The sequence below is a fragment of the Ramlibacter sp. AN1015 genome (assembly GCF_037726105.1).
In the GTDB taxonomy this organism is placed as follows: domain Bacteria; phylum Pseudomonadota; class Gammaproteobacteria; order Burkholderiales; family Burkholderiaceae_C; genus Ramlibacter.
Genome location: NZ_JBBJUM010000020.1, coordinates 16,440 through 33,013, shown reverse-complemented (window position 1 = coordinate 33,013; position 16,574 = coordinate 16,440). Strand labels below are relative to the sequence as shown.

Here is a 16,574-nt window from a genome sequence, read left to right as displayed (position 1 = left end):
AGCTACTCCTGAAGGGGTTCGGGCGCATCGCGCAGCACGCCCATCGCGCGGCGGCCACGCTCGCCCAGAAAGAAATCGCGCACGAAGGGATGGTCGAACGAGGGCACCTCCTGCGGCGAGCCGCTCACCACGACGCGCTGTTCGGCCAGCACCGCGACGCGGGTGGAGAGCTCGAACAGGGTGTCGAGGTCGTGGGTGACCATGATGACAGTCAGCCCCAGATCGCGGTGCAGCGAGCGCAGCAGCGCGACGAAGGCGTCCGAGCTGTCGGGGTCGAGTCCGGCGGTCGGCTCGTCCAGCAGCAGCAGCGGCGGGTCCATGGCGAGGGCGCGGGCCAGTGCGGCGCGCTTGATCATGCCGCCGGACAGGTCCGATGGCATCTTGTCGGCGTCCTGCGGCTGCAGGCCCACCATGCGCAACTTCACCATGGCCGCGTCGCGCACCAGCACGGGCGAGAGCGTGCGCAGCTCGCGCAGGGGAAAGGCGATGTTCTCGAGCACGCTGAAGGCCGAGAACAGCGCACCGTGCTGGAACAGCATCCCGATGCGGCTGGCAGCACCTGGGCCTCCCATGCGATCGACGGGCTCGCCCAGGACCTCAATGTCGCCGCGATCCGGACGCTCCAGCCCCAGCACCTGGCGCAGCAGCACGGTCTTGCCGGTTCCCGATCCGCCCACCAGCGACAACAGCTCGCCCGGCAAGACGCGCAGGTCCAGATCCTTGTGGACGACGGCTCGCCGACCGCCCCCCTCGAACACCGTCCAGAGCTTGCGGATATCGACGACGGGCTGCGCGATGGGTAGAGACGCATTCACGGGCGAGCCTCCTGCGTGCTGCGCATTGCGGCGCCATGCGCCTTGGGAGCGGCACGGCGGCTCATAACCCCACGTCCTGGAATACCACGGCAAACAGCGCGTCCACCACGATGACGACGGTGATGGCGGTGACCACCGAGGCGGTCGTACCTTCGCCGAGGGACTGGGTGTTGGGCTGTACGCGCAGGCCGAAATGGCAGGCGATGAGGGCGATCAGCACGCCGAAAACCACCGACTTGCCCAACGCCAGAACCAGGTTGCCGACCGGTACCGCATCGGGCAGCGCGAACAGGAAGTAGCTTGGCGAGATGCCCAGCGACAGGTCGGCTGCCATCATTCCCCCGGCCAGCGCGCACAGGGTCGTCCAGGTGCTGAGCAGCGGCATGGCGATGGCCAGCGCCATGGTGCGCGGCAACACCAGCCGAAAGCTGTGCGAGATGCCCATGACACGCATCGCGTCCAGTTCCTCCGTGACACGCATAACCCCGATCTGCGCGGTGATCGACGAGCCCGAGCGACCGGCGATGAGGATAGCTGCCAGCATGGGCCCGAGCTCGCGGATCACTGCGATGCCGAGGATATTGACGATGAACGCGTCGGCGCCGAAGGTTCGCAGCTGCTGTGCGGTCAGGTAGGCCAGCACGACGCCGATCAACACGCCGACGAGGGCGGTGATCGGCACCGCCGTGGCGCCGATGCGATAGAGATGACCCGAGAAGTCCTTCCAGGGGCCTCGTCGCAGCGCCCGGGCGAGCGTCAGCAGGTCGAGGGCGAGCTGCCCCACCAGCACGACGAACAGCCGCAACGCGTGCAGTGCACCGAGCACGCCGGCGCCGAGTTCGAAGTAGCGCGCGCGCAGGCCGCGTCGCGCCGGCTCCGGCACATCGGTGGTGTAGCGCGCCACGCGCTCGAGCACCGCGCGCTGCGCAGGCAACGCCTCGATTGCGTCAGGCCAGCGGCGGCCCCAGTGCTCCCAGAGCACCTGGGCTCCGATGTGGTCGAGCTGCTGTGCCTCGCGCAGGTCCCAGCCGGCATTGCGGGGCACGGCGGCCATGGCGGCGAGCAGGTCTCGCAGCTGCCGCGGACGGGCGAACTGCGCAGCCGTCCACTGCCCGCGCAGGCAGGCAGCCGCGCCAGGCGCGCGGGGGGGCTCGAGTCGGGGCGCAGCATCCACCATGCTGCGGCCCATGGTAGAGGCTCAGCGGCGCAGGGGCTGTAGGAGAGACCGCCACGGCGCGAAGCACACGTGATGCACGGGACGCTTCGCGCGGATGCATCGCGCGGCCGCTTCCCCGGCCATGGCCAGCTCCACAGCGGGCAAACTCTATCCCCTCGCAACGCCGAGCGCCCTAGACTGCGATGCCCGGCCGCGGGCGGGCCGCACAAGGCGCGCACGCCTGGCGGGCTCCGGCGGCACCCATCCTCGTTGCGCATGAGCACCCTTTTCTTCGACTACATCGTCATCGGCGCAGGCACGGCCGGCTGCCTCCTGGCCAACCGGCTGTCGGCCGACCCGGGCACGCGCGTGCTGCTGATCGAGGCGGGGTCCAAGGACAGCTACCACTGGATCCACATCCCGGTGGGCTATCTCTACTGCATCGGCAACGCCCGCACCGACTGGCTGTTCCAGACCGAGGCCGACGCAGGACTGAACGGCCGCGTGCTGCGGTATCCCCGAGGCAAGACGCTGGGGGGCAGCTCCAGCATCAACGGGATGATCTACATGCGCGGGCAGGCGCGCGACTACGACGGCTGGGCCGCCGCGACCGGCGACGACGCCTGGCGCTGGGAAGCCTGCGTGCCCTATTTCAAGCGACACGAGGACTACCACGGCGGCGCCGACGCGCTGCACGGCGCCGGCGGCGAGTGGCGCGTGGAGCGCCAGCGCCTGCGCTGGGACATCCTCGACGACTTCGTGCGCGCCGCCCAGGAAGCGGGCGTTCCGCCGACGCCCGACTTCAACCGCGGAACCAACGAGGGTGTCGGCTACTTTGAGGTGAACCAGCGCAACGGCTGGCGGCTCAATACCGCCAAGGCCTTCCTGCGCCCGATCTGCACGCGTCGCCCCAACTTCACCATGTGGACGCAGGCGCATGTCACCCATCTGACGCTCGAGCCCGGCCCCGACGGGGCGCTGCGCTGCACCGGCGCACAGGTGTGGAATGGCAAGGAACTGGTCACGGTGCGGGCGCGTCGCGAAACCGTGCTGTCGGCCGGCAGCATCGGATCGCCGCAGCTGCTGCAGCTCTCGGGCATCGGACCGGGCGAGTTGCTGCAGGCCCACGGGATCCCGGTGCTGCACGATCTGCCTGGTGTCGGAGCCAACCTGCAGGACCATCTGCAGATCCGCGCGGTCTACAAGGTGCAGGGCGTAAGCACCCTCAACACGCTCGCCTCGAGCTGGTGGGGCAAGGCGCGCATCGGTCTCGAATACGCCCTGCGACGCACCGGCCCCATGAGCATGGCGCCGTCGCAACTGGGCGCTTTCACGCGCAGCGGACCGGAACACCCGTGGCCGAACATCGAGTTCCACGTCCAGCCCCTCAGCCTCGATGCCTTCGGCGAGCCTCTGCACACCTTCAACGCCTTTACGGCGAGTGTCTGCAACCTGAACCCCACCAGCCGCGGATGGGTGCGCATCCGCAGTCCGCGCTTTGCCGATGCGCCCATGATCGCGCCGAACTACCTGAGCACGCCCGAAGACCGCAAGGTCGCGGCCGATTCCTTGCGCGTGGCGCGGCGCATCGTCTCGCAGCCGGCGCTGGCGAAATACCAGCCCGAGGAGTGGAAGCCGGGCCCGCAGTACCAGACCGACGACGAACTCGCCCGCCTGGCCGGAGACATCGCCACGACCATCTTCCATCCCGTCGGAACGACCCGCATGGGAGGCGCCGACGACCCGATGGCGGTGCTCGACTCCCGCATGCGCGTGCACGGCGTCCAGGGGCTGAGGGTGGTCGATGCCGGCGCCATGCCGACCATCCCGAGTGGCAACACCAACTCACCGACGCTGATGATGGCCGAGAAGGCCGCCGAATGGATGCTCGATGCACCGTGATGCAGCACGCCCGGTAAGGCAAAGGGGTTAACGGGAAATTCCCGATGCTGTGGTGCACCATGGTGGGTACAGTCCACCCATCTCGCGACGGTCGCCCGGCGCACAGTCGAGAGGTCCGAGGAGACAAGCGAAAAGAGCGAATGCTCACCCGGCATCAAGAACGATGCCCGCCAAAGGCGCCCTCGGGCGCCTTTGTCATTGGAGTCGCGCCTTCCGACGCCAACGCGCAGCGGCGCGGTGTCTTCGCGACATCGATGCCATGGAGGCAAGGCGGGCCCGTGCACCTGCTACCCACCTCGAAAACGGAAGCCGGACGTCACCTCTGCACAGGTCTTCAGCAGAAGGTCACCTTGGGGTCGCTGAGCCCGCCTCGCGGCGCGCAGGCAGAGCATGCGCCTTGACGCGCCTCACGCCGTCCGTGTCGCCACGATGCCCAAGCCCAAGCCCAAGTCCAAGTCCAAGTCCAAGTCCAAGTCCAAGTCCAAGTCCAAGTTTGCACGGCTGAGCCAGTGCCACAATCCCGCGGATGGAACTGCTGCTGATGACCTCCGCATCGCTGCTGGCGGGATTCGTGGACGCGATCGTCGGCGGAGGGGGTCTCATCCTGGTGCCGGCGCTGTTCGCCATCTTCCCCACCGCCGCCCCCGCGAGCCTGTTCGGCCTCAACAAGAGTGCCTCCGTATGGGGCACTTCGATCGCTGCGCTGCAGTTCAGCCGGCGGGTGCACATGAACTGGCACGCACTGTTGCCCGCAGCCGGTGCCGGGCTGATCGGCGGCTTCGTAGGCGCATGGGCGGTGACGGTGGTCTCTGGCGAGTTCCTGCGCAAGCTGCTGCCGCTGGTGCTGCTGGGCGTGTTGGCCTATACGCTCGCGCGCAAGGATCTGGGCCGCCACCATGCGCCGGCGCTCGGGCGAGGCGCAGAGCGCCTGGTAGCCGGTGGCATCGGCCTGGTGCTCGGCTTCTACGACGGATTCTTCGGCCCGGGGACCGGCAGCTTCTTCGTGTTCCTGTTCGTGCGCTGGCTCGGCTACGACTTCCTGCACGCCTCGGCCGCGGCCAAGCTGCTGAACACCGCGACCAACCTCTCTGCCCTGACGCTGTTCGCGCTGAAGGGCCACGTGTGGTGGCACTACGCCCTGGCCCTCGCGATCGCCAACGTCGTGGGCAGCCTGCTGGGCACGCGCATGGCGCTGCGTCACGGCGCGTCGTTCGTTCGCGGCGTCTTCATCGTGGTGGTCTCGGCCCTCATCCTCAAGACCGGCTGGGACGCGTTCGGCGGTTGAGCCTCACAGCGCACGACGCGCCAGATAATGCGTCGATGGACGATATCGTGCGCCAAGCGATGGCCAAGTGGCCCAACGTGCCGCACTGCTGGGGGTGGCTGGGACTGGACGCCCGTGGCGGCTGGTACATGCGCGATGACCGCGTGCAGGCGGCCGGCCCCTTTCCGCAGCACAAGGGCTCGCTGCTGCGGCACGACAAACTGATCGAGTTCATCCACCGCAACTACGCACGGGACGAACTCGGCCACTGGTTCTTTCAGAACGGACCTCAGCGGGTCTACGTGGAGTTGGAGTGCACGCCGCTGATCTGGCGGCTGGACGCCGATCTGCGCCTGCGCGCCCACACGGGTCAGTCCGCGCAAGCTGGAGCCTGCGTCACCGACGAACTCGGCCGGCTCTACCTCGACTCCGACATCGGCTTCGGCCTCGTGCACACGCTCGACATGGGCATCGCGGCGGACGCGGTGGAAGCCGGAATCTGGCAGCCGGAAATGACAAACGCCGCGGACTTGCCGCGGCGGTTCGGATTTGTGCGCAGCCCCGCCCGCGAGCGGCAGCTTGGAGCGGCTGCAGCCCCGCAGCGCGAGCCTACTTGACAGTACCCACCATGTACTCGACGGCCGCCCTTAGTTGCGCCTCGGTTGCCGTCGCAGCGCCACCCTTGGGAGGCATGGCGCCCTTGCCCTTGATGACGGACTGCAGCAGGCCATCGACCCCAGCCGACAGGCGGGGGGCCCACGCAGCCTTGTCGCCGAGCTTGGGCGCCCCTGCGATGCCCGCGGCATGGCAGGCGACGCAGGCCTGGTTGTAGAAGGTTTGACCGCCACCCGCGGCTGCGACGGTGGTGGATGCGGCGGGTGCGGCTGCCGCCGGTGCATCGGTTGCAGCAGGCGCAGCGGCTGCAGCGGGCGCAGCGGGCGCAGCAGTCGCCGCAGGCGCAGCGGCTGCAGCAGGAGCAGCTGCTGCTCCATCAGCCGGTGCGCTTGCAGTGGTCGCACCCGCGGCAGGCCGATCGGGCTCGGCGAAGTTCGCGCCGGCGGAATTCGCGAGATACGCCACCGCGCGGGCGATCTCCACGTCCTCGAAGTCGCCACCCGCCTGCGGTGCCATCGCGCCTTTCCCCTTGAGCGCGGAGGTCACGAGCGCCTCGAAACCGGTGCGAATACGCGCGGTCCAGTCGGCGTTGGCACCCAGCTTGGGCGCACCGGCGGCACCGGTGACGTGGCACGCAGCGCACTGCGCCTTGAAAACCGTCTCACCGGAAGCCAGGGGCCGGTTGGCGTCGCGCACTTCGACCGTTCCGACCTTCTGGATACGCTCGGCCAAATTGCGCTGCAAGGCGTCTGCAGTCACACCACCGAGCTCGTGCCGCACGGACATGTTGCTGCCCGAAGGCTGGCTGTCCGAGACCACATAGGCGACCAAACCAATGATGACGAACACAGGCACGACGAAAGCGAAGAACGCGGCCCAGAGCAACTGAAGGGGCGTCTTGATCGGACCGGTGTGGTTCTCTTCCTGCGTGCTGTCGCTCATGGCGTCCTCGGGAAATGCGGGGGCTGTGAAAACAAACCCTCGATTATAGGCGGCGGCCCTTGTGCCTTTCGCTGACCTGCCGCCCGGCAGCAGGACGCTGCGCTTGGGTGATAATCGCCGCTTCCCGAATGCGGCTGTAGCTCAGTGGATAGAGTATTGGCCTCCGAAGCCAAGGGTCGTGGGTTCGATCCCCGCCAGCCGCGCCAATGAAAACACCGGCCTCGTCGAATTCTTCGGCGAGCGCTACTAGCTTCGTGTAAGCGCTGTGTACGCGCTACCGCGATCTCACTTCGGGCGATCCAGCTGAGCGGCTTCCGCCCTCAACCGAGCTGCCGTCTCCTGGATGCGTGCCTTCGCCTCCCGGTAGTGCGTCCGATGGTTGCCCACCACGTTCTCACCGTCGAAAAGCGCCCTCGTTTCGTCGAACGCAATCTCCAACGGTATGCGATCGCGCTTGTTCCGGTCCCAGCAGTGCAGTCCGGTCAGGAGCGGCAACAAGCGGGGAAAGCTGGGCACGTCGTACCTGCTCTGACTGCCTTCATGCTCTCTCTTCAGGAAATCCTGGATCAGTGGCCGCGTGGTTGCGTCATGTGAACCGGCGACCAACCCCCTCCTGAAGGCGTACTGGTACTGAAATTCGTTGAGCTGCCGTTGCCAAGCAAAGAGATCAAACTCTCCGGCAAGGTCGACTTCGATGCCGAATGCCTTGGTGCCGTCCACGTTGTACGTCGTGTAGCGGAACGATGGATGCAGATGAATCGGTTCGCGAAGATTGAGTTGAAAATGCTCGAGCGGGACGTCGTCGTTCTGCGTGTACTTGCGTGCAACGCGAAGCCCCTTTTCAATCTTTACGATGACGGCGGGAAGATCGGTTCTGGAGAGCAGATCGCAAACCCGATAGAACCGCGCCACTGGGATGTCCAGCAGGTGCATGCGGGCGGAAAACGCTGCTCGCACTGAACTGAGCCCCTTGTCAATGGCCTCCAGGAACTCTGGTTTGAAGCCGCGGGTATGCAACCTTGTCATCGGAAATCCCACCTGGAGTGTGTCCCAGGCGAGGTCCAAGAGGTGCTCACCGTGTATTTGAGTGTCAGAGAAGCCAAAAGCACGCCAAAACGCCTCTAGTTCGGCTGAAAGATCTCTCAGCGCTTTCATTCCCTGGGGGTCGACCACTTCGCACGCTCTGCTGACGTACTCGAGTTCAAGTGCATTGCGGACATTTCTCTGGATGTACGAGTACAGAACGTCTTCGTATTTCGGCTTGGTCATGGGGCGGGAACTTGGGGGAGGGTTGGGGCTTCCGGAGACTACCTCGTCAGGTAGTGCATCGATTTCTACAGTTCTCCATACCCGTGAACGTCGGCGAATCGTCCCGACGGAGATCGCGGCAAGGAGAGTGCAATGACGAAGGAAGTTGTAGACACGAACCCTGAAAGGGTGCCCACCGAGCGCTTTGCCGCGCGCAATCACGTGAAGCCCGGTACCGTGCTGAAGCAGCTGTGCAAGACCGGCGGGTATCACGGCGTGGTTCCGGTCAAGCTGGCCAACAATCGCTGGGACTGGCCCAACGTAGTGGTGGTCAAGCGCTGAAGGATCAACATGACTCAGAACCAAACTCCTGAAGATCGTGGGACGCCCAAGACCCGGACTATTCACGTCGAGGTCCGGAAGAAGCGGCGCGTGAACAGCAGGTCCGTACCGACACCCACGAGAGCGCCGAAATCAGCGTCCGAGGAGCGCGTGAAGGGCGAAAGTGCTGCTGACAAGCAGCCCTCCAGTGCCGACGCGCCTCGCGGAACAGCGCCGTCGGCCGCGCCTGATCACAACCCGGAAACGGTCGCTTTCCAGCCGCTCGAGAACGTACCCTACGAGCCGGCACCTTGGCAGTCGGTGAACCTGCTGAAAAAAAAGGGCGTCACTCTCCTGGTCACCGCGCCAGGCGCATGCAGTTTCGCACTGCCCGCCTACTTCGGCGCGTTCCTGTCCGGCAGAGGGATGGTGCCATTCGGGGCCGCCCACTATCCGGGCGACGTCTTGTTCACCACGCACACGCCCGACCTCGACCGGGCCATGCGAGCTGCTGTTTCGTCACTCTTTCCCAGTGAGAAGAAGGTGCTCACGCGATGCACGCCCCGCCGCTTCAATTGGAAGGAGCCGATCACCGTACTGGAACAGGCCTTGGCCGGTCAGCCGCGAGGAGCAACTGCTGCAGTGATCATCGATGCCGGCCCCTTTCCGCAGGGACTCCGTGACGATTGTGTGGATGCAGCGGTTGAGGCGATGAACAAGGTGGCCGAGGAGGCGGATTGCCTGGTGCTCGTCGTCGTCGAATCCACAAACCGGAGCGTGGATCCGTTCGAACGCATTCCCAAAGCGCTGCGGGGCGTGCGCGGCACGCTGCTTGCGGTTCCGCTGCGCTCCAAGACACTGGCACCGCAGGCGGGTGCGCCTGCGGAGTTCATGTTGATGCGCCTTGCGCAAGCTTCTCCGCACTCCCTTAATGTCCGCTTCTTTCTCGTTCCCGCGGTGGATCTGGTGGAGACCACCAGCATCACGTGGGGCGTCGTCGGATACGGAGATCCTCGGGAGGCCTTTCGAATGGCGGAAAGCATCGACCTGACAGTTGCGCAACGCGCCGCGGTGGAACTAGCAGTGGACATCATCCGTCACCACGGGCCGACCAGCAGCAGGGAGTTGCAGGCGGCGGGCAAGCTGCATCGCGGGATCGCACCGACCACGATGAGGGACGCACTGTCTGTCGCCAAGCTCCTGGGCTACCTTGGCGCAGGCCGGAGCTTCGATGGCAGGTCGTTCTGGATCATCCCCGGCGTGACGCAAATCCCGAGCTGGATGTACTTGCCGAACAACTTGCGGGATGGCGACATCCCTTTTTGATGCGCGGCACGTGCCGGAGGTACCGGAAGTGGGGCCACTTCCGGTACCTCCGGCCTGGAAGCGGCGCATTGACTCGCGGCAAAGACAGCGCCGGCAAGAGAGGCTACTCCTTTGGGCGAGGGTGTCCCACTTGCCGCTGCGTTGCGCCGCACTCAGCAGCTCTCCGATGCGTCTGGCAGCGTCTGCGCGCAAGTGCCGGCCCAGGGCTGTCAACCAAGTCAGCACGGCGATGAGGGAGATGAACAGTGCGAAGAAGAAGGCGCGCGATCCATCCGGGCCATGCCTCGTGGCGCGGAATTCGTCTCCGTGGCAAGCCAGAACGTGAAGCAAAAGAAACCGGACAGCACCACGGGCAGCGCTGCCCCGTAGCGAATAACCAGGCGTTCAATATCCCCTCGCCGCTCAGGTGCCAATCAATACGCGGCATTGGGGACAGACAGTTTCCCACGTCGGGCGGCGAATCCCAGTAGCCACCAAAGAAGGGGTGGGACAACGGCAACCAAAGCGACATACAACCCTCGGTTCATCTGCGCATTGGCTGCGCCACCGATGTCACGGTGGGAGTTGACCTTCTCAGGCAATCCGCTGCCCAGCGCCAGCACGGGCTCTCGTTTCAGCGTGCTTGCCCCTCGGTCAACATCGATGGCGAAAAGGCCGCCATCGTTGCCCAGGTAGGTCACTTCGGCGCAGTGGGTCAGGTTTACATCACCGAGGCTTACAAGCGACCGCTCGGATCCCGAAAGAACGCAATCGAGGACCGCAAGAACGGGCGGAGCCATGGCATCTCGTCAGCGCTGCTGCGCTTGATGTCAGGCAATTTTTACTGGACACCCTCCTTCATGTGAGAGAGCGTGCCGTAGCGGCCGCGGCAAAAGGAACGTGCGTCGGCAACGGCGCCCCGGAGTTCCTTTTGCCCAACCACATTGATGAGTCATTTGCGAAGCTGTCGGCTTCGCTTTATGCCGTCTTGCCCGTGGCGTGGCGAAGCGCTGCTTCGCCCGCCCGTCCCATTTCCGAGAGGGCGACTTCAGATTAGGCCACTCATCAAGACACGACTGCACACCGCCCTTCCTTCTACGTTTGCTATGTCCAAACAAGTGGGAAAGCGGCCTCTGAGGAGGGCCTCTGCCAGCGCTTCACCCGCAAAAAAAGAAGCTGGCCACGCAGATGCCAGATCCGAAGGTCTGGCAAGCATAGATGGTGAAGATTAACGCGATCCAAGGCAACGGGTCAGGTCTGCAAAGTCAGCAAAGGATCTGAGCGCTTGGCTCGATGCCTTCTAACGCCGTAGCAATGTAAGTGCTGCCAGAAGTGCCCGGGTCATGCGGTCTGTATAGGCCCATTCAAGTAAATTTTTACCGCACAACACATGTTATGTACGGCGCAGGGGTGCTGCCGTGCACCCGGCATACAAAGTCAGGGCTACGCCAGTCCGTCTATTTTGTTAATTAATAAGAGAGAGAAGGAAGAAGAGAACTCCTCTTCACAGGAGGAGTGAGAGGAAGGCGAGGAAGATCTCAGGGGGGTCCGGGGGGAAAATCGCGCCGCGACCATGCCACATCTCACCGCTGTCCCGCTGACAGCAGGCGATGCTTGGAGTAGGCATGGCGCTGGCAATCGAAGCCGCGCTGGCGATGGAAGCCAGGTCTTTCAACAGCCCCCATCCCACAGCGGATTCGCATGCCCTGCTCCCGGCGAACGTGTCTGCAGCTCACTGTTCGCCTGTCGTCTGACCGATCTTCAGCGCACCTCACTCATCATGCCAAGGCTCACAGCAGACCGCGTTCAACCATCGACAGCGCGCCGAAGTCGCTCGTGATAATGTGGTCCAGAACCCGGATATCCACGAGCGCCAAACTGGCCTTCACGGTGCTCGTGAGCAGCTCGTCCGAGCGGCTAGGTTCGCAGACGCCGCTTGGATGGTTGTGATGCAGCACCACCGCCGCGGCATTGACGGCCAGTGCCCGCTTGAGGATCTCGCGCGGGTACACGGCCGTTTGTGACAACGTGCCACGGAATAGCGGCTCGTAGGCAAGCAGCCGACGATGCGAGTCCAGGAACATGACCGCGAACACCTCGTACGGCAGTCCCTGCGCCTGCAGGCGCAGGTAGTCCTTGACGGAGTCGGGACTGGCGAATACGTCGCGCTCTTGGAAACGCGCGCGCAAGATGCGCAGTGCCTGCAGGATCACCTCCTCGTCCGAAGGCTCTGTGCCCACGTGGTCAGCCGGGTTCATCACGCCTGCTCCGTCCGCGGTGAAGCCGTCTGAGGCGTCTGGGCAAGCACCGCTTCGTCCAACCTGCGCGCAAGCTTCTCCGTCAGGGTCGCAGCCGCAGCGGCTTCACTTGCTCGAGGCGGTGCAATCGCGTCCGGCGCGCCGCCGCTGTGGAAGAACTCTTCCACCACAGCAGCGCCCTCTTCCGCCGACTCCTCGAATGCGCCGTTAGCCAGCCCCTGACGGGCGGCTTCGTCCAGAAAACTCTGATCGAAGCCAGCGGCAAGCCGCTCTTGCGCCTGCACTCTTGCCTGCGCAACCGCCTCGGCGATCGTCATGCCCGCCCGGGTGGTCAGGTCCACAAAGTAGATCGTGCTGCCGTGCGACTGCGTCGTCGATTTGCCTCGCAGGCGCAACTCCAGCGGCAGGGTCGCTAGCTGCCCGCCCGAAACCGCATGGAAGTACTTCAGCCGGGTCGAGAGCGTGCGAATGCTGTTGAAGCCAGTCGTGCGGAAGATGAAGCTTCCCAGCTCATCGTCCTCGCCGATCCTGACGTTCATCCGCCCGTAGGGCTTGCAGGCGCCGCCGGCAGCCAGCTCACAGGCTTCCGGCGAGGGACATGGCAGCGTCTGCACACCTGCGGCCGTCGAGCGTCGGCAGGTAGTGCCATTGCCCACGCATAGCGGCCGGCCCGTTCTGCGGTCAAATAGGCTGTAGTTGGCCCGCAGGGACAACTCCGAGTCGTTGAACAGCAGCCACACCGGAATGCTTCGCAATTTGGTGCCCGGCTTGCGCAGCACCTCGTCCAGCGGATGGCGTACCCAGCCCTCGGGGCCGTGCACCTGGCTGGTGATGGTGAACTCGTCGTCTTTGTCCGGCAGACGCTTGCCGTTGCGCTCGACGGTTTTGCCGATGGTGATGCGGCCCAGGATTGGGGGTGTCAAAGCGAGTCCTTTGAGCATGGTCAGCTCCTTTGAGATTGGTTGATGCACGGCATATAGCGCCACCGGCAGGTGGCACTAGGAAACGACGAGAAATCGCCGCGAACCGGGGTGCACCCGGGTGTAGAGCCCCTCGAGCTCGGGCCGGTCTCGCAGCAGGCGGTCGGTGTCCAGCTTTTGGCTGTCCTGCGCCCGCTTCCAGCTCACCTCCCCGGCCAGGAACAGCGCACGGCTGGCGTCCTCCATCCGCTGCTGGATCTGCTGCTTGAGCTGCTGCTCGCGCGCCGCTGCTTCGGCAAGCTGGTGGCGCACGGCCAGCAACTCGGCGAACACCTCGTTCATTGGCGCGTCCGCGCGCAGATCCAGCAGTTGCCCCTGGTCTTGCGGATACAAGGTGCGCAGCGCCTCGTGGGCCGATTCGCTGCCGTCAGCCGGCGGCTGCCGGTCTTCCTCCACGTAGCGCCAGAACTGGCGCTCCAGCAGCACCAGCCGTGCAATCAGGGCGTCGTCCCGCTCGATCCGATGCACCCGCAGCTCTTGCCCGCAGACCAGCACGGCCACGTCCGCGGCCTGCTTGCCCGTGACAGCCAGCTGGTGGTGCACCTGGATCTGCACGTACTCGGGCACCCCGTCCTTCCACAGGCGCGCGCCGTTCAGGCCGGCGGTCTTGCACTCCAGGATCTGCACCTCCTGGTCACCCAGCACCTCGCGGTCCACGTTGGCCAGCATCCAGGGCTCCTGCGGGTGCTGCAGCACGGCGTTGATGCGCCGCACCCGGCGGCCGGTGCGCTTGGTGTAGTGCGCCGCTACGATCGGCTCGAGCAGCGTGCCCCAGTACAGCGGGCTGGCTTCGTCGTTTGGATCTTCTTGGGCGAGATTGCCGGCTCGGCCTGTTTTCTCCATCCACAGTGCCAGCTGTGATTTGTACGGGTTCAGGCCTACGGCCGCCGCCGCATCGGAGCTGCCGATGCCGCGCTGACGCACGGCGAGCCATTCCTTGCGGTTCATGTTCTTCGTCTTGACCAGCTTCAACGCGGGCTTGGCGGAAGCGGGCGTGATGTGTCCTGCTGCGTGTTGCACAGCGATCCTTTCGGTGAAATGGAATGCACAAGGCATAAGGGGCTGGATCCGCTAGAGCGGACCCAGCCCTATGCCGCGCAGTTGACGACGATCAGCTGACCAGCTGCAGGGCCTGGTTTAGGGCGCGTTGCTTGAGCGCTGCACCGGCGCCAAACCACGCGCTGTCCATGCGCGAGTCCGTCGTGCGCGCGCGGCGTTCGTGGTCCACGTGCTGGGTCACGGCGTTGAGCAGCCCCCAGGCCGTGCCCTGGCTGGAAGCGAGCTCCGCACCCTTGCCCGCCGAGCCGTCATAGATCGCCTGCACCCGCTTCAGAGCACGCTCATTGACCAGCGCCTTCGCCGAATGCGGGTGGTCATTGCTCTGGCACACGACCTTGAGGAAGTAGTTCATCGCCTCGTGGCTCTTCACCTTGCGTTCTGAGAGGGTCTTCATGCGGTACATGAAAGCGTCCCAGGCCGTCACGGCTATTCCAAGCTGCCGCTTTACCGCTTGCGCGTCAAACGCGGTGCTGTGCGGCACCTTCACCGCGGCGGCTGCTGCGTTCAGCGCCATCGTGAGCGTGTTGTTGCACACGACCCGGATGGTGGTTGGCGTAGCCGTGGTGGCCAGGGTGCCGTCGCACGACGTGGCCAGCAGCACGTAGCCCTTGACCAGATCATTGCCCTTCAGGTTGGCTTCCTTGCCAGTGCGCGCCAGCGCCCAGAGCTTGCGGCCCTGCTTCAGCACCCCTGCGGTCTCCAGCTCGAAGCCGGAGATCTCCGTCAGGTCCCGATAAAACTCAAGGATTTCGCGAGGCTGCACCACCTGATAGCGGTTGCTCACCACCGACAAGGGCGCGCTGGTGTCGCTGCGATAGAGCACCTTCTGCTCTTCGAAAGTCTGAATGGAGCCGAGTGCGCCGGCCTCACCGGTCATGAAGCGCACTGGCGTCTCGCGGATGGTCCAGTCCATTCCGGCCTTTTGCATCCAGACTTCGATCGGCTGGCGCGGCGGCAAGACGCTCCCCAGTTGATGCCACGGTGTCTGGCCGACGTAGGCCATCTTCTCGATTGCGTGAGCCATACCTGCGCCTCACTCTTCGTGGAAGTGCATATCGAAGGTGCTGGTGCCGGGCTGACCCCTGGGCGGCTGCGAGCGGGCTGCGCGAGCTTCGCCACCAGGCGCGGCCGCGGTGAACTCCATGTTCACCGAGGTGGGTGCCACGTCCTCGCGAAAGCTGTGACCGCAGTCCAGGCAGGCGCGGTTGTCGAGGAAGTTGGCGTCGGCCAAGTTGCCGGCGACGGAGCCCAAGGCGCAGCCGGCAGAGCCCGCCAGCAGGCCGGAGACGACCGCACCGCTCAGGCCACCAGCGACCGCGCCGACTGGACCTGCTAGGGCACCGATAGAGGCGCCCACCTGCACAGTGCGTAGTGCGCTGGCAGTGCCAACCGCCGCGCCGACAAGGCTTCCGACGGTGGCGCCGGTGCGCTTGCCAACCTCACGGTTGGAGATGTGCGTGGATCCGCAACGAGGACATTTCATGATGGATGCTCCAGTGAGTTGTTGAACGAGCTGGGGCGAGTCAGCATTCGCAAGTGACTCGACAGCTCACGGGAGTGATATGTGTCTGAAACGCCGAGGAATCCTGCAGCATGCGCATCGGTCGCAGCAGTGCGGGGACTGCTCGCCTCTCCGCGCCGCAGCGCGCGCGTGTAGATGCATGACCCATCCGCAACTCAGCCCGCCAGCAACCTTGCTTATGACCCTAAACCAGCTTTCGCCAACGCATATCGGTCACTCGGCGTTCTGCCAGGACACGCCATCGTCTCGGCGAGGCAGCTGGTGTCGCAATCCTCACGCAGGGGTTCTGCATCAGGTGAATGCGCGTGGGACCGTCAGATATTCGGCGTCCACTTGCCAGACTGGTAATGGACACGCGCACCATGTCCGGCTGTTTCCAAAGCTTGGTTCAGTCCCTCCTCCCAAAGTTTCTTGCGGGTGATAACGCCAAGGCTCAGTTGCTTGGGCGATTGCCCGCCGCTGTCCTTCTTGCAGCCGCCAAGCGTTGGCGACTTCGGGTTCGCACGTCGGAAGAAGGTGTCGGCCGACCGTTCGAGCCCGTCTGAAACTCGATCAGAGTAGAGGATATGCGCGTGTGGGTGTCCCTGCCCTTCTGCGAGCACGTTGTGAATCGCGTACTGATACGGCTTGGGCCCGAGGTCACGGGCAATGTACTCCTCGACAAGGAGGATCCAATCACGGAGGGTCAGTTCGCGAGGAAGGCTTAGCGTGAGGTGCCGGCAAGCTGACCCGTTCTTTCGTTCGTAAAGATCGGCAGCCGCAAAATACACTGCCGGATCGCCGTTGCACCAAGGCGGCAAGTTGCCGCAGCCTGTGGCGACAAGATCGTTCAGGTAGCTGAATTCCTCTCGCCGCCAGATGTAGTTGGATTGTGATGTCGCCCTACCCTTCTGGTAGCTGCCGATGTGCCAATTGAAGATCGCCATGTGAGTATTCCTGTTGCTGGGAGTTGAGGATTGGAGAAAGGGTAATGGTCAGGCACACCCAGTCACCCAGGATCGACCAACACTTGCGTTCACGCAGACGTGAGCGAGTCGTTCCATACTCTTGAGGTACGCGGTAAGAAATTACTGCGTACGTGCATATGTATACGAATTGACGTCGGTGGCTACGGCGTAGCCGCAGCCTCACATAGCGCAGGCGCAAGCCTTACCTTCCGGCAAAGTGGCCGGTGTTCGGCCTGCAGC

Annotated in this window: 16 protein-coding genes and 1 tRNA gene; 6 read left to right on the top strand and 11 right to left on the bottom strand. The window is 64.7% G+C overall.

Translation table 11 applies throughout. From position 1 onward, the window contains the following. Positions 1-2 precede the first annotated feature (2 nt). Together WG922_RS21280 and WG922_RS21275 are read right to left on the bottom strand one after the other, a co-directional pair. The gene (locus WG922_RS21280; protein ID WP_340285036.1) at positions 3-815 is read right to left on the bottom strand and encodes an ABC transporter ATP-binding protein; all 813 of its coding nucleotides are present in this window, start codon (positions 813-815) and stop codon (positions 3-5) included. A gap of 61 nt (positions 816-876) precedes the next feature. Next, positions 877-1,992: an MlaE family ABC transporter permease gene (locus WG922_RS21275; protein WP_445322868.1), complete on the bottom strand. Its 1,116-nt coding sequence runs from the start codon at positions 1,990-1,992 to the stop codon at positions 877-879. Positions 1,993-2,247: 255 nt separating this feature from the next. Here WG922_RS21275 and WG922_RS21270 point away from each other — a divergent pair, with 255 nt between their 5' ends. The 3 genes from WG922_RS21270 to WG922_RS21260 all read left to right on the top strand — a co-directional run bounded on the left by WG922_RS21270 (position 2,248) and on the right by WG922_RS21260 (position 5,754). Beyond that, the gene (locus tag WG922_RS21270; RefSeq protein WP_340285034.1) at positions 2,248-3,873 is read left to right on the top strand and encodes a GMC family oxidoreductase; all 1,626 of its coding nucleotides are present in this window, start codon (positions 2,248-2,250) and stop codon (positions 3,871-3,873) included. 526 nt (positions 3,874-4,399) lie between these two features. Next, on the top strand, positions 4,400-5,158 hold the full coding sequence (locus WG922_RS21265; RefSeq protein ID WP_340285033.1) for a sulfite exporter TauE/SafE family protein: 759 nt from the start codon (positions 4,400-4,402) through the stop codon (positions 5,156-5,158). A 35-nt stretch (positions 5,159-5,193) separates the two neighbouring features. Further along, positions 5,194-5,754, top strand: a complete 561-nt coding sequence (locus tag WG922_RS21260) for a DUF2946 family protein (protein ID WP_340285032.1) — start codon at positions 5,194-5,196, stop codon at positions 5,752-5,754. Here the strand turns inward: WG922_RS21260 and WG922_RS21255 are convergent. Further along, entirely contained in the window at positions 5,747-6,694 is a 948-nt protein-coding gene (locus WG922_RS21255) for a c-type cytochrome (protein ID WP_340285031.1), read from the bottom strand. The genes WG922_RS21260 and WG922_RS21255 overlap by 8 nt on opposite strands. A 130-nt stretch (positions 6,695-6,824) precedes the next feature. On the opposite strand from WG922_RS21255, the gene WG922_RS21250 reads away from it, so the two are divergent. Continuing rightward, positions 6,825-6,900, top strand: a tRNA-Arg gene (locus tag WG922_RS21250). A gap of 79 nt (positions 6,901-6,979) precedes the next feature. Here the strand turns inward: WG922_RS21250 and WG922_RS21245 are convergent. Next, positions 6,980-7,963 (bottom strand): hypothetical protein, encoded by a 984-nt coding sequence (locus WG922_RS21245; protein WP_340285030.1) that lies wholly within the window; start codon positions 7,961-7,963, stop codon positions 6,980-6,982. 132 nt (positions 7,964-8,095) lie between these two features. Between WG922_RS21245 and WG922_RS21240 the strand changes: the two genes are divergently transcribed. Both WG922_RS21240 and WG922_RS21235 read left to right on the top strand, forming a co-directional pair. Then, positions 8,096-8,284, top strand: a complete 189-nt coding sequence (locus WG922_RS21240; RefSeq protein ID WP_340285029.1) for a DNA-binding protein — start codon at positions 8,096-8,098, stop codon at positions 8,282-8,284. A 9-nt stretch (positions 8,285-8,293) separates the two neighbouring features. Beyond that, positions 8,294-9,589 (top strand): hypothetical protein, encoded by a 1,296-nt coding sequence (locus tag WG922_RS21235; protein ID WP_340285028.1) that lies wholly within the window; start codon positions 8,294-8,296, stop codon positions 9,587-9,589. Between the two features lie 413 nt (positions 9,590-10,002). On the opposite strand, the gene WG922_RS21230 is transcribed toward WG922_RS21235, so the two are convergent. The 7 genes from WG922_RS21230 to WG922_RS21200 all read right to left on the bottom strand — a co-directional run bounded on the left by WG922_RS21230 (position 10,003) and on the right by WG922_RS21200 (position 16,313). After that, complete coding sequence (locus tag WG922_RS21230) at positions 10,003-10,368, bottom strand: hypothetical protein (RefSeq protein ID WP_340285027.1); 366 nt, start codon at positions 10,366-10,368, stop codon at positions 10,003-10,005. A 990-nt stretch (positions 10,369-11,358) separates the two neighbouring features. Next, complete coding sequence (locus tag WG922_RS21225; protein WP_445322867.1) at positions 11,359-11,826, bottom strand: JAB domain-containing protein; 468 nt, start codon at positions 11,824-11,826, stop codon at positions 11,359-11,361. Continuing rightward, entirely contained in the window at positions 11,826-12,767 is a 942-nt protein-coding gene (locus WG922_RS21220) for a recombination directionality factor (RefSeq protein ID WP_340285026.1), read from the bottom strand. The genes WG922_RS21225 and WG922_RS21220 overlap by 1 nt, the downstream gene beginning before the upstream one ends. Before the next feature lie 57 nt (positions 12,768-12,824). Then, positions 12,825-13,754: a YqaJ viral recombinase family nuclease gene (locus WG922_RS21215; RefSeq protein WP_340285056.1), complete on the bottom strand. Its 930-nt coding sequence runs from the start codon at positions 13,752-13,754 to the stop codon at positions 12,825-12,827. A 163-nt stretch (positions 13,755-13,917) separates the two neighbouring features. Continuing rightward, the gene (locus WG922_RS21210) at positions 13,918-14,889 is read right to left on the bottom strand and encodes a DUF932 domain-containing protein (protein ID WP_340285025.1); all 972 of its coding nucleotides are present in this window, start codon (positions 14,887-14,889) and stop codon (positions 13,918-13,920) included. A gap of 9 nt (positions 14,890-14,898) precedes the next feature. After that, entirely contained in the window at positions 14,899-15,348 is a 450-nt protein-coding gene (locus WG922_RS21205) for a hypothetical protein (RefSeq protein WP_340285024.1), read from the bottom strand. Between the two features lie 353 nt (positions 15,349-15,701). Next, positions 15,702-16,313: a MobA/MobL family protein gene (locus tag WG922_RS21200; protein ID WP_340285022.1), complete on the bottom strand. Its 612-nt coding sequence runs from the start codon at positions 16,311-16,313 to the stop codon at positions 15,702-15,704. Between the last annotated feature and the right edge of the window lie 261 nt (positions 16,314-16,574).

Coding starts and splice junctions, on each gene's coding strand:
- WG922_RS21275 (WP_445322868.1), bottom strand. CDS start 1,992: ATGGTGGATGCTGCGCCCCGACTCGAGCCCCCCCGCGCGCCTGGCGCG.
- WG922_RS21270 (WP_340285034.1), top strand. CDS start 2,248: ATGAGCACCCTTTTCTTCGACTACATCGTCATCGGCGCAGGCACGGCC.
- WG922_RS21265 (WP_340285033.1), top strand. CDS start 4,400: ATGGAACTGCTGCTGATGACCTCCGCATCGCTGCTGGCGGGATTCGTG.
- WG922_RS21260 (WP_340285032.1), top strand. CDS start 5,194: ATGGACGATATCGTGCGCCAAGCGATGGCCAAGTGGCCCAACGTGCCG.
- WG922_RS21255 (WP_340285031.1), bottom strand. CDS start 6,694: ATGAGCGACAGCACGCAGGAAGAGAACCACACCGGTCCGATCAAGACG.
- WG922_RS21245 (WP_340285030.1), bottom strand. CDS start 7,963: ATGACCAAGCCGAAATACGAAGACGTTCTGTACTCGTACATCCAGAGA.
- WG922_RS21240 (WP_340285029.1), top strand. CDS start 8,096: ATGACGAAGGAAGTTGTAGACACGAACCCTGAAAGGGTGCCCACCGAG.
- WG922_RS21235 (WP_340285028.1), top strand. CDS start 8,294: ATGACTCAGAACCAAACTCCTGAAGATCGTGGGACGCCCAAGACCCGG.
- WG922_RS21230 (WP_340285027.1), bottom strand. CDS start 10,368: ATGGCTCCGCCCGTTCTTGCGGTCCTCGATTGCGTTCTTTCGGGATCC.
- WG922_RS21225 (WP_445322867.1), bottom strand. CDS start 11,826: ATGAACCCGGCTGACCACGTGGGCACAGAGCCTTCGGACGAGGAGGTG.
- WG922_RS21220 (WP_340285026.1), bottom strand. CDS start 12,767: ATGCTCAAAGGACTCGCTTTGACACCCCCAATCCTGGGCCGCATCACC.
- WG922_RS21215 (WP_340285056.1), bottom strand. CDS start 13,754: ATGAACCGCAAGGAATGGCTCGCCGTGCGTCAGCGCGGCATCGGCAGC.
- WG922_RS21210 (WP_340285025.1), bottom strand. CDS start 14,889: ATGGCTCACGCAATCGAGAAGATGGCCTACGTCGGCCAGACACCGTGG.
- WG922_RS21205 (WP_340285024.1), bottom strand. CDS start 15,348: ATGAAATGTCCTCGTTGCGGATCCACGCACATCTCCAACCGTGAGGTT.
- WG922_RS21200 (WP_340285022.1), bottom strand. CDS start 16,313: ATGGCGATCTTCAATTGGCACATCGGCAGCTACCAGAAGGGTAGGGCG.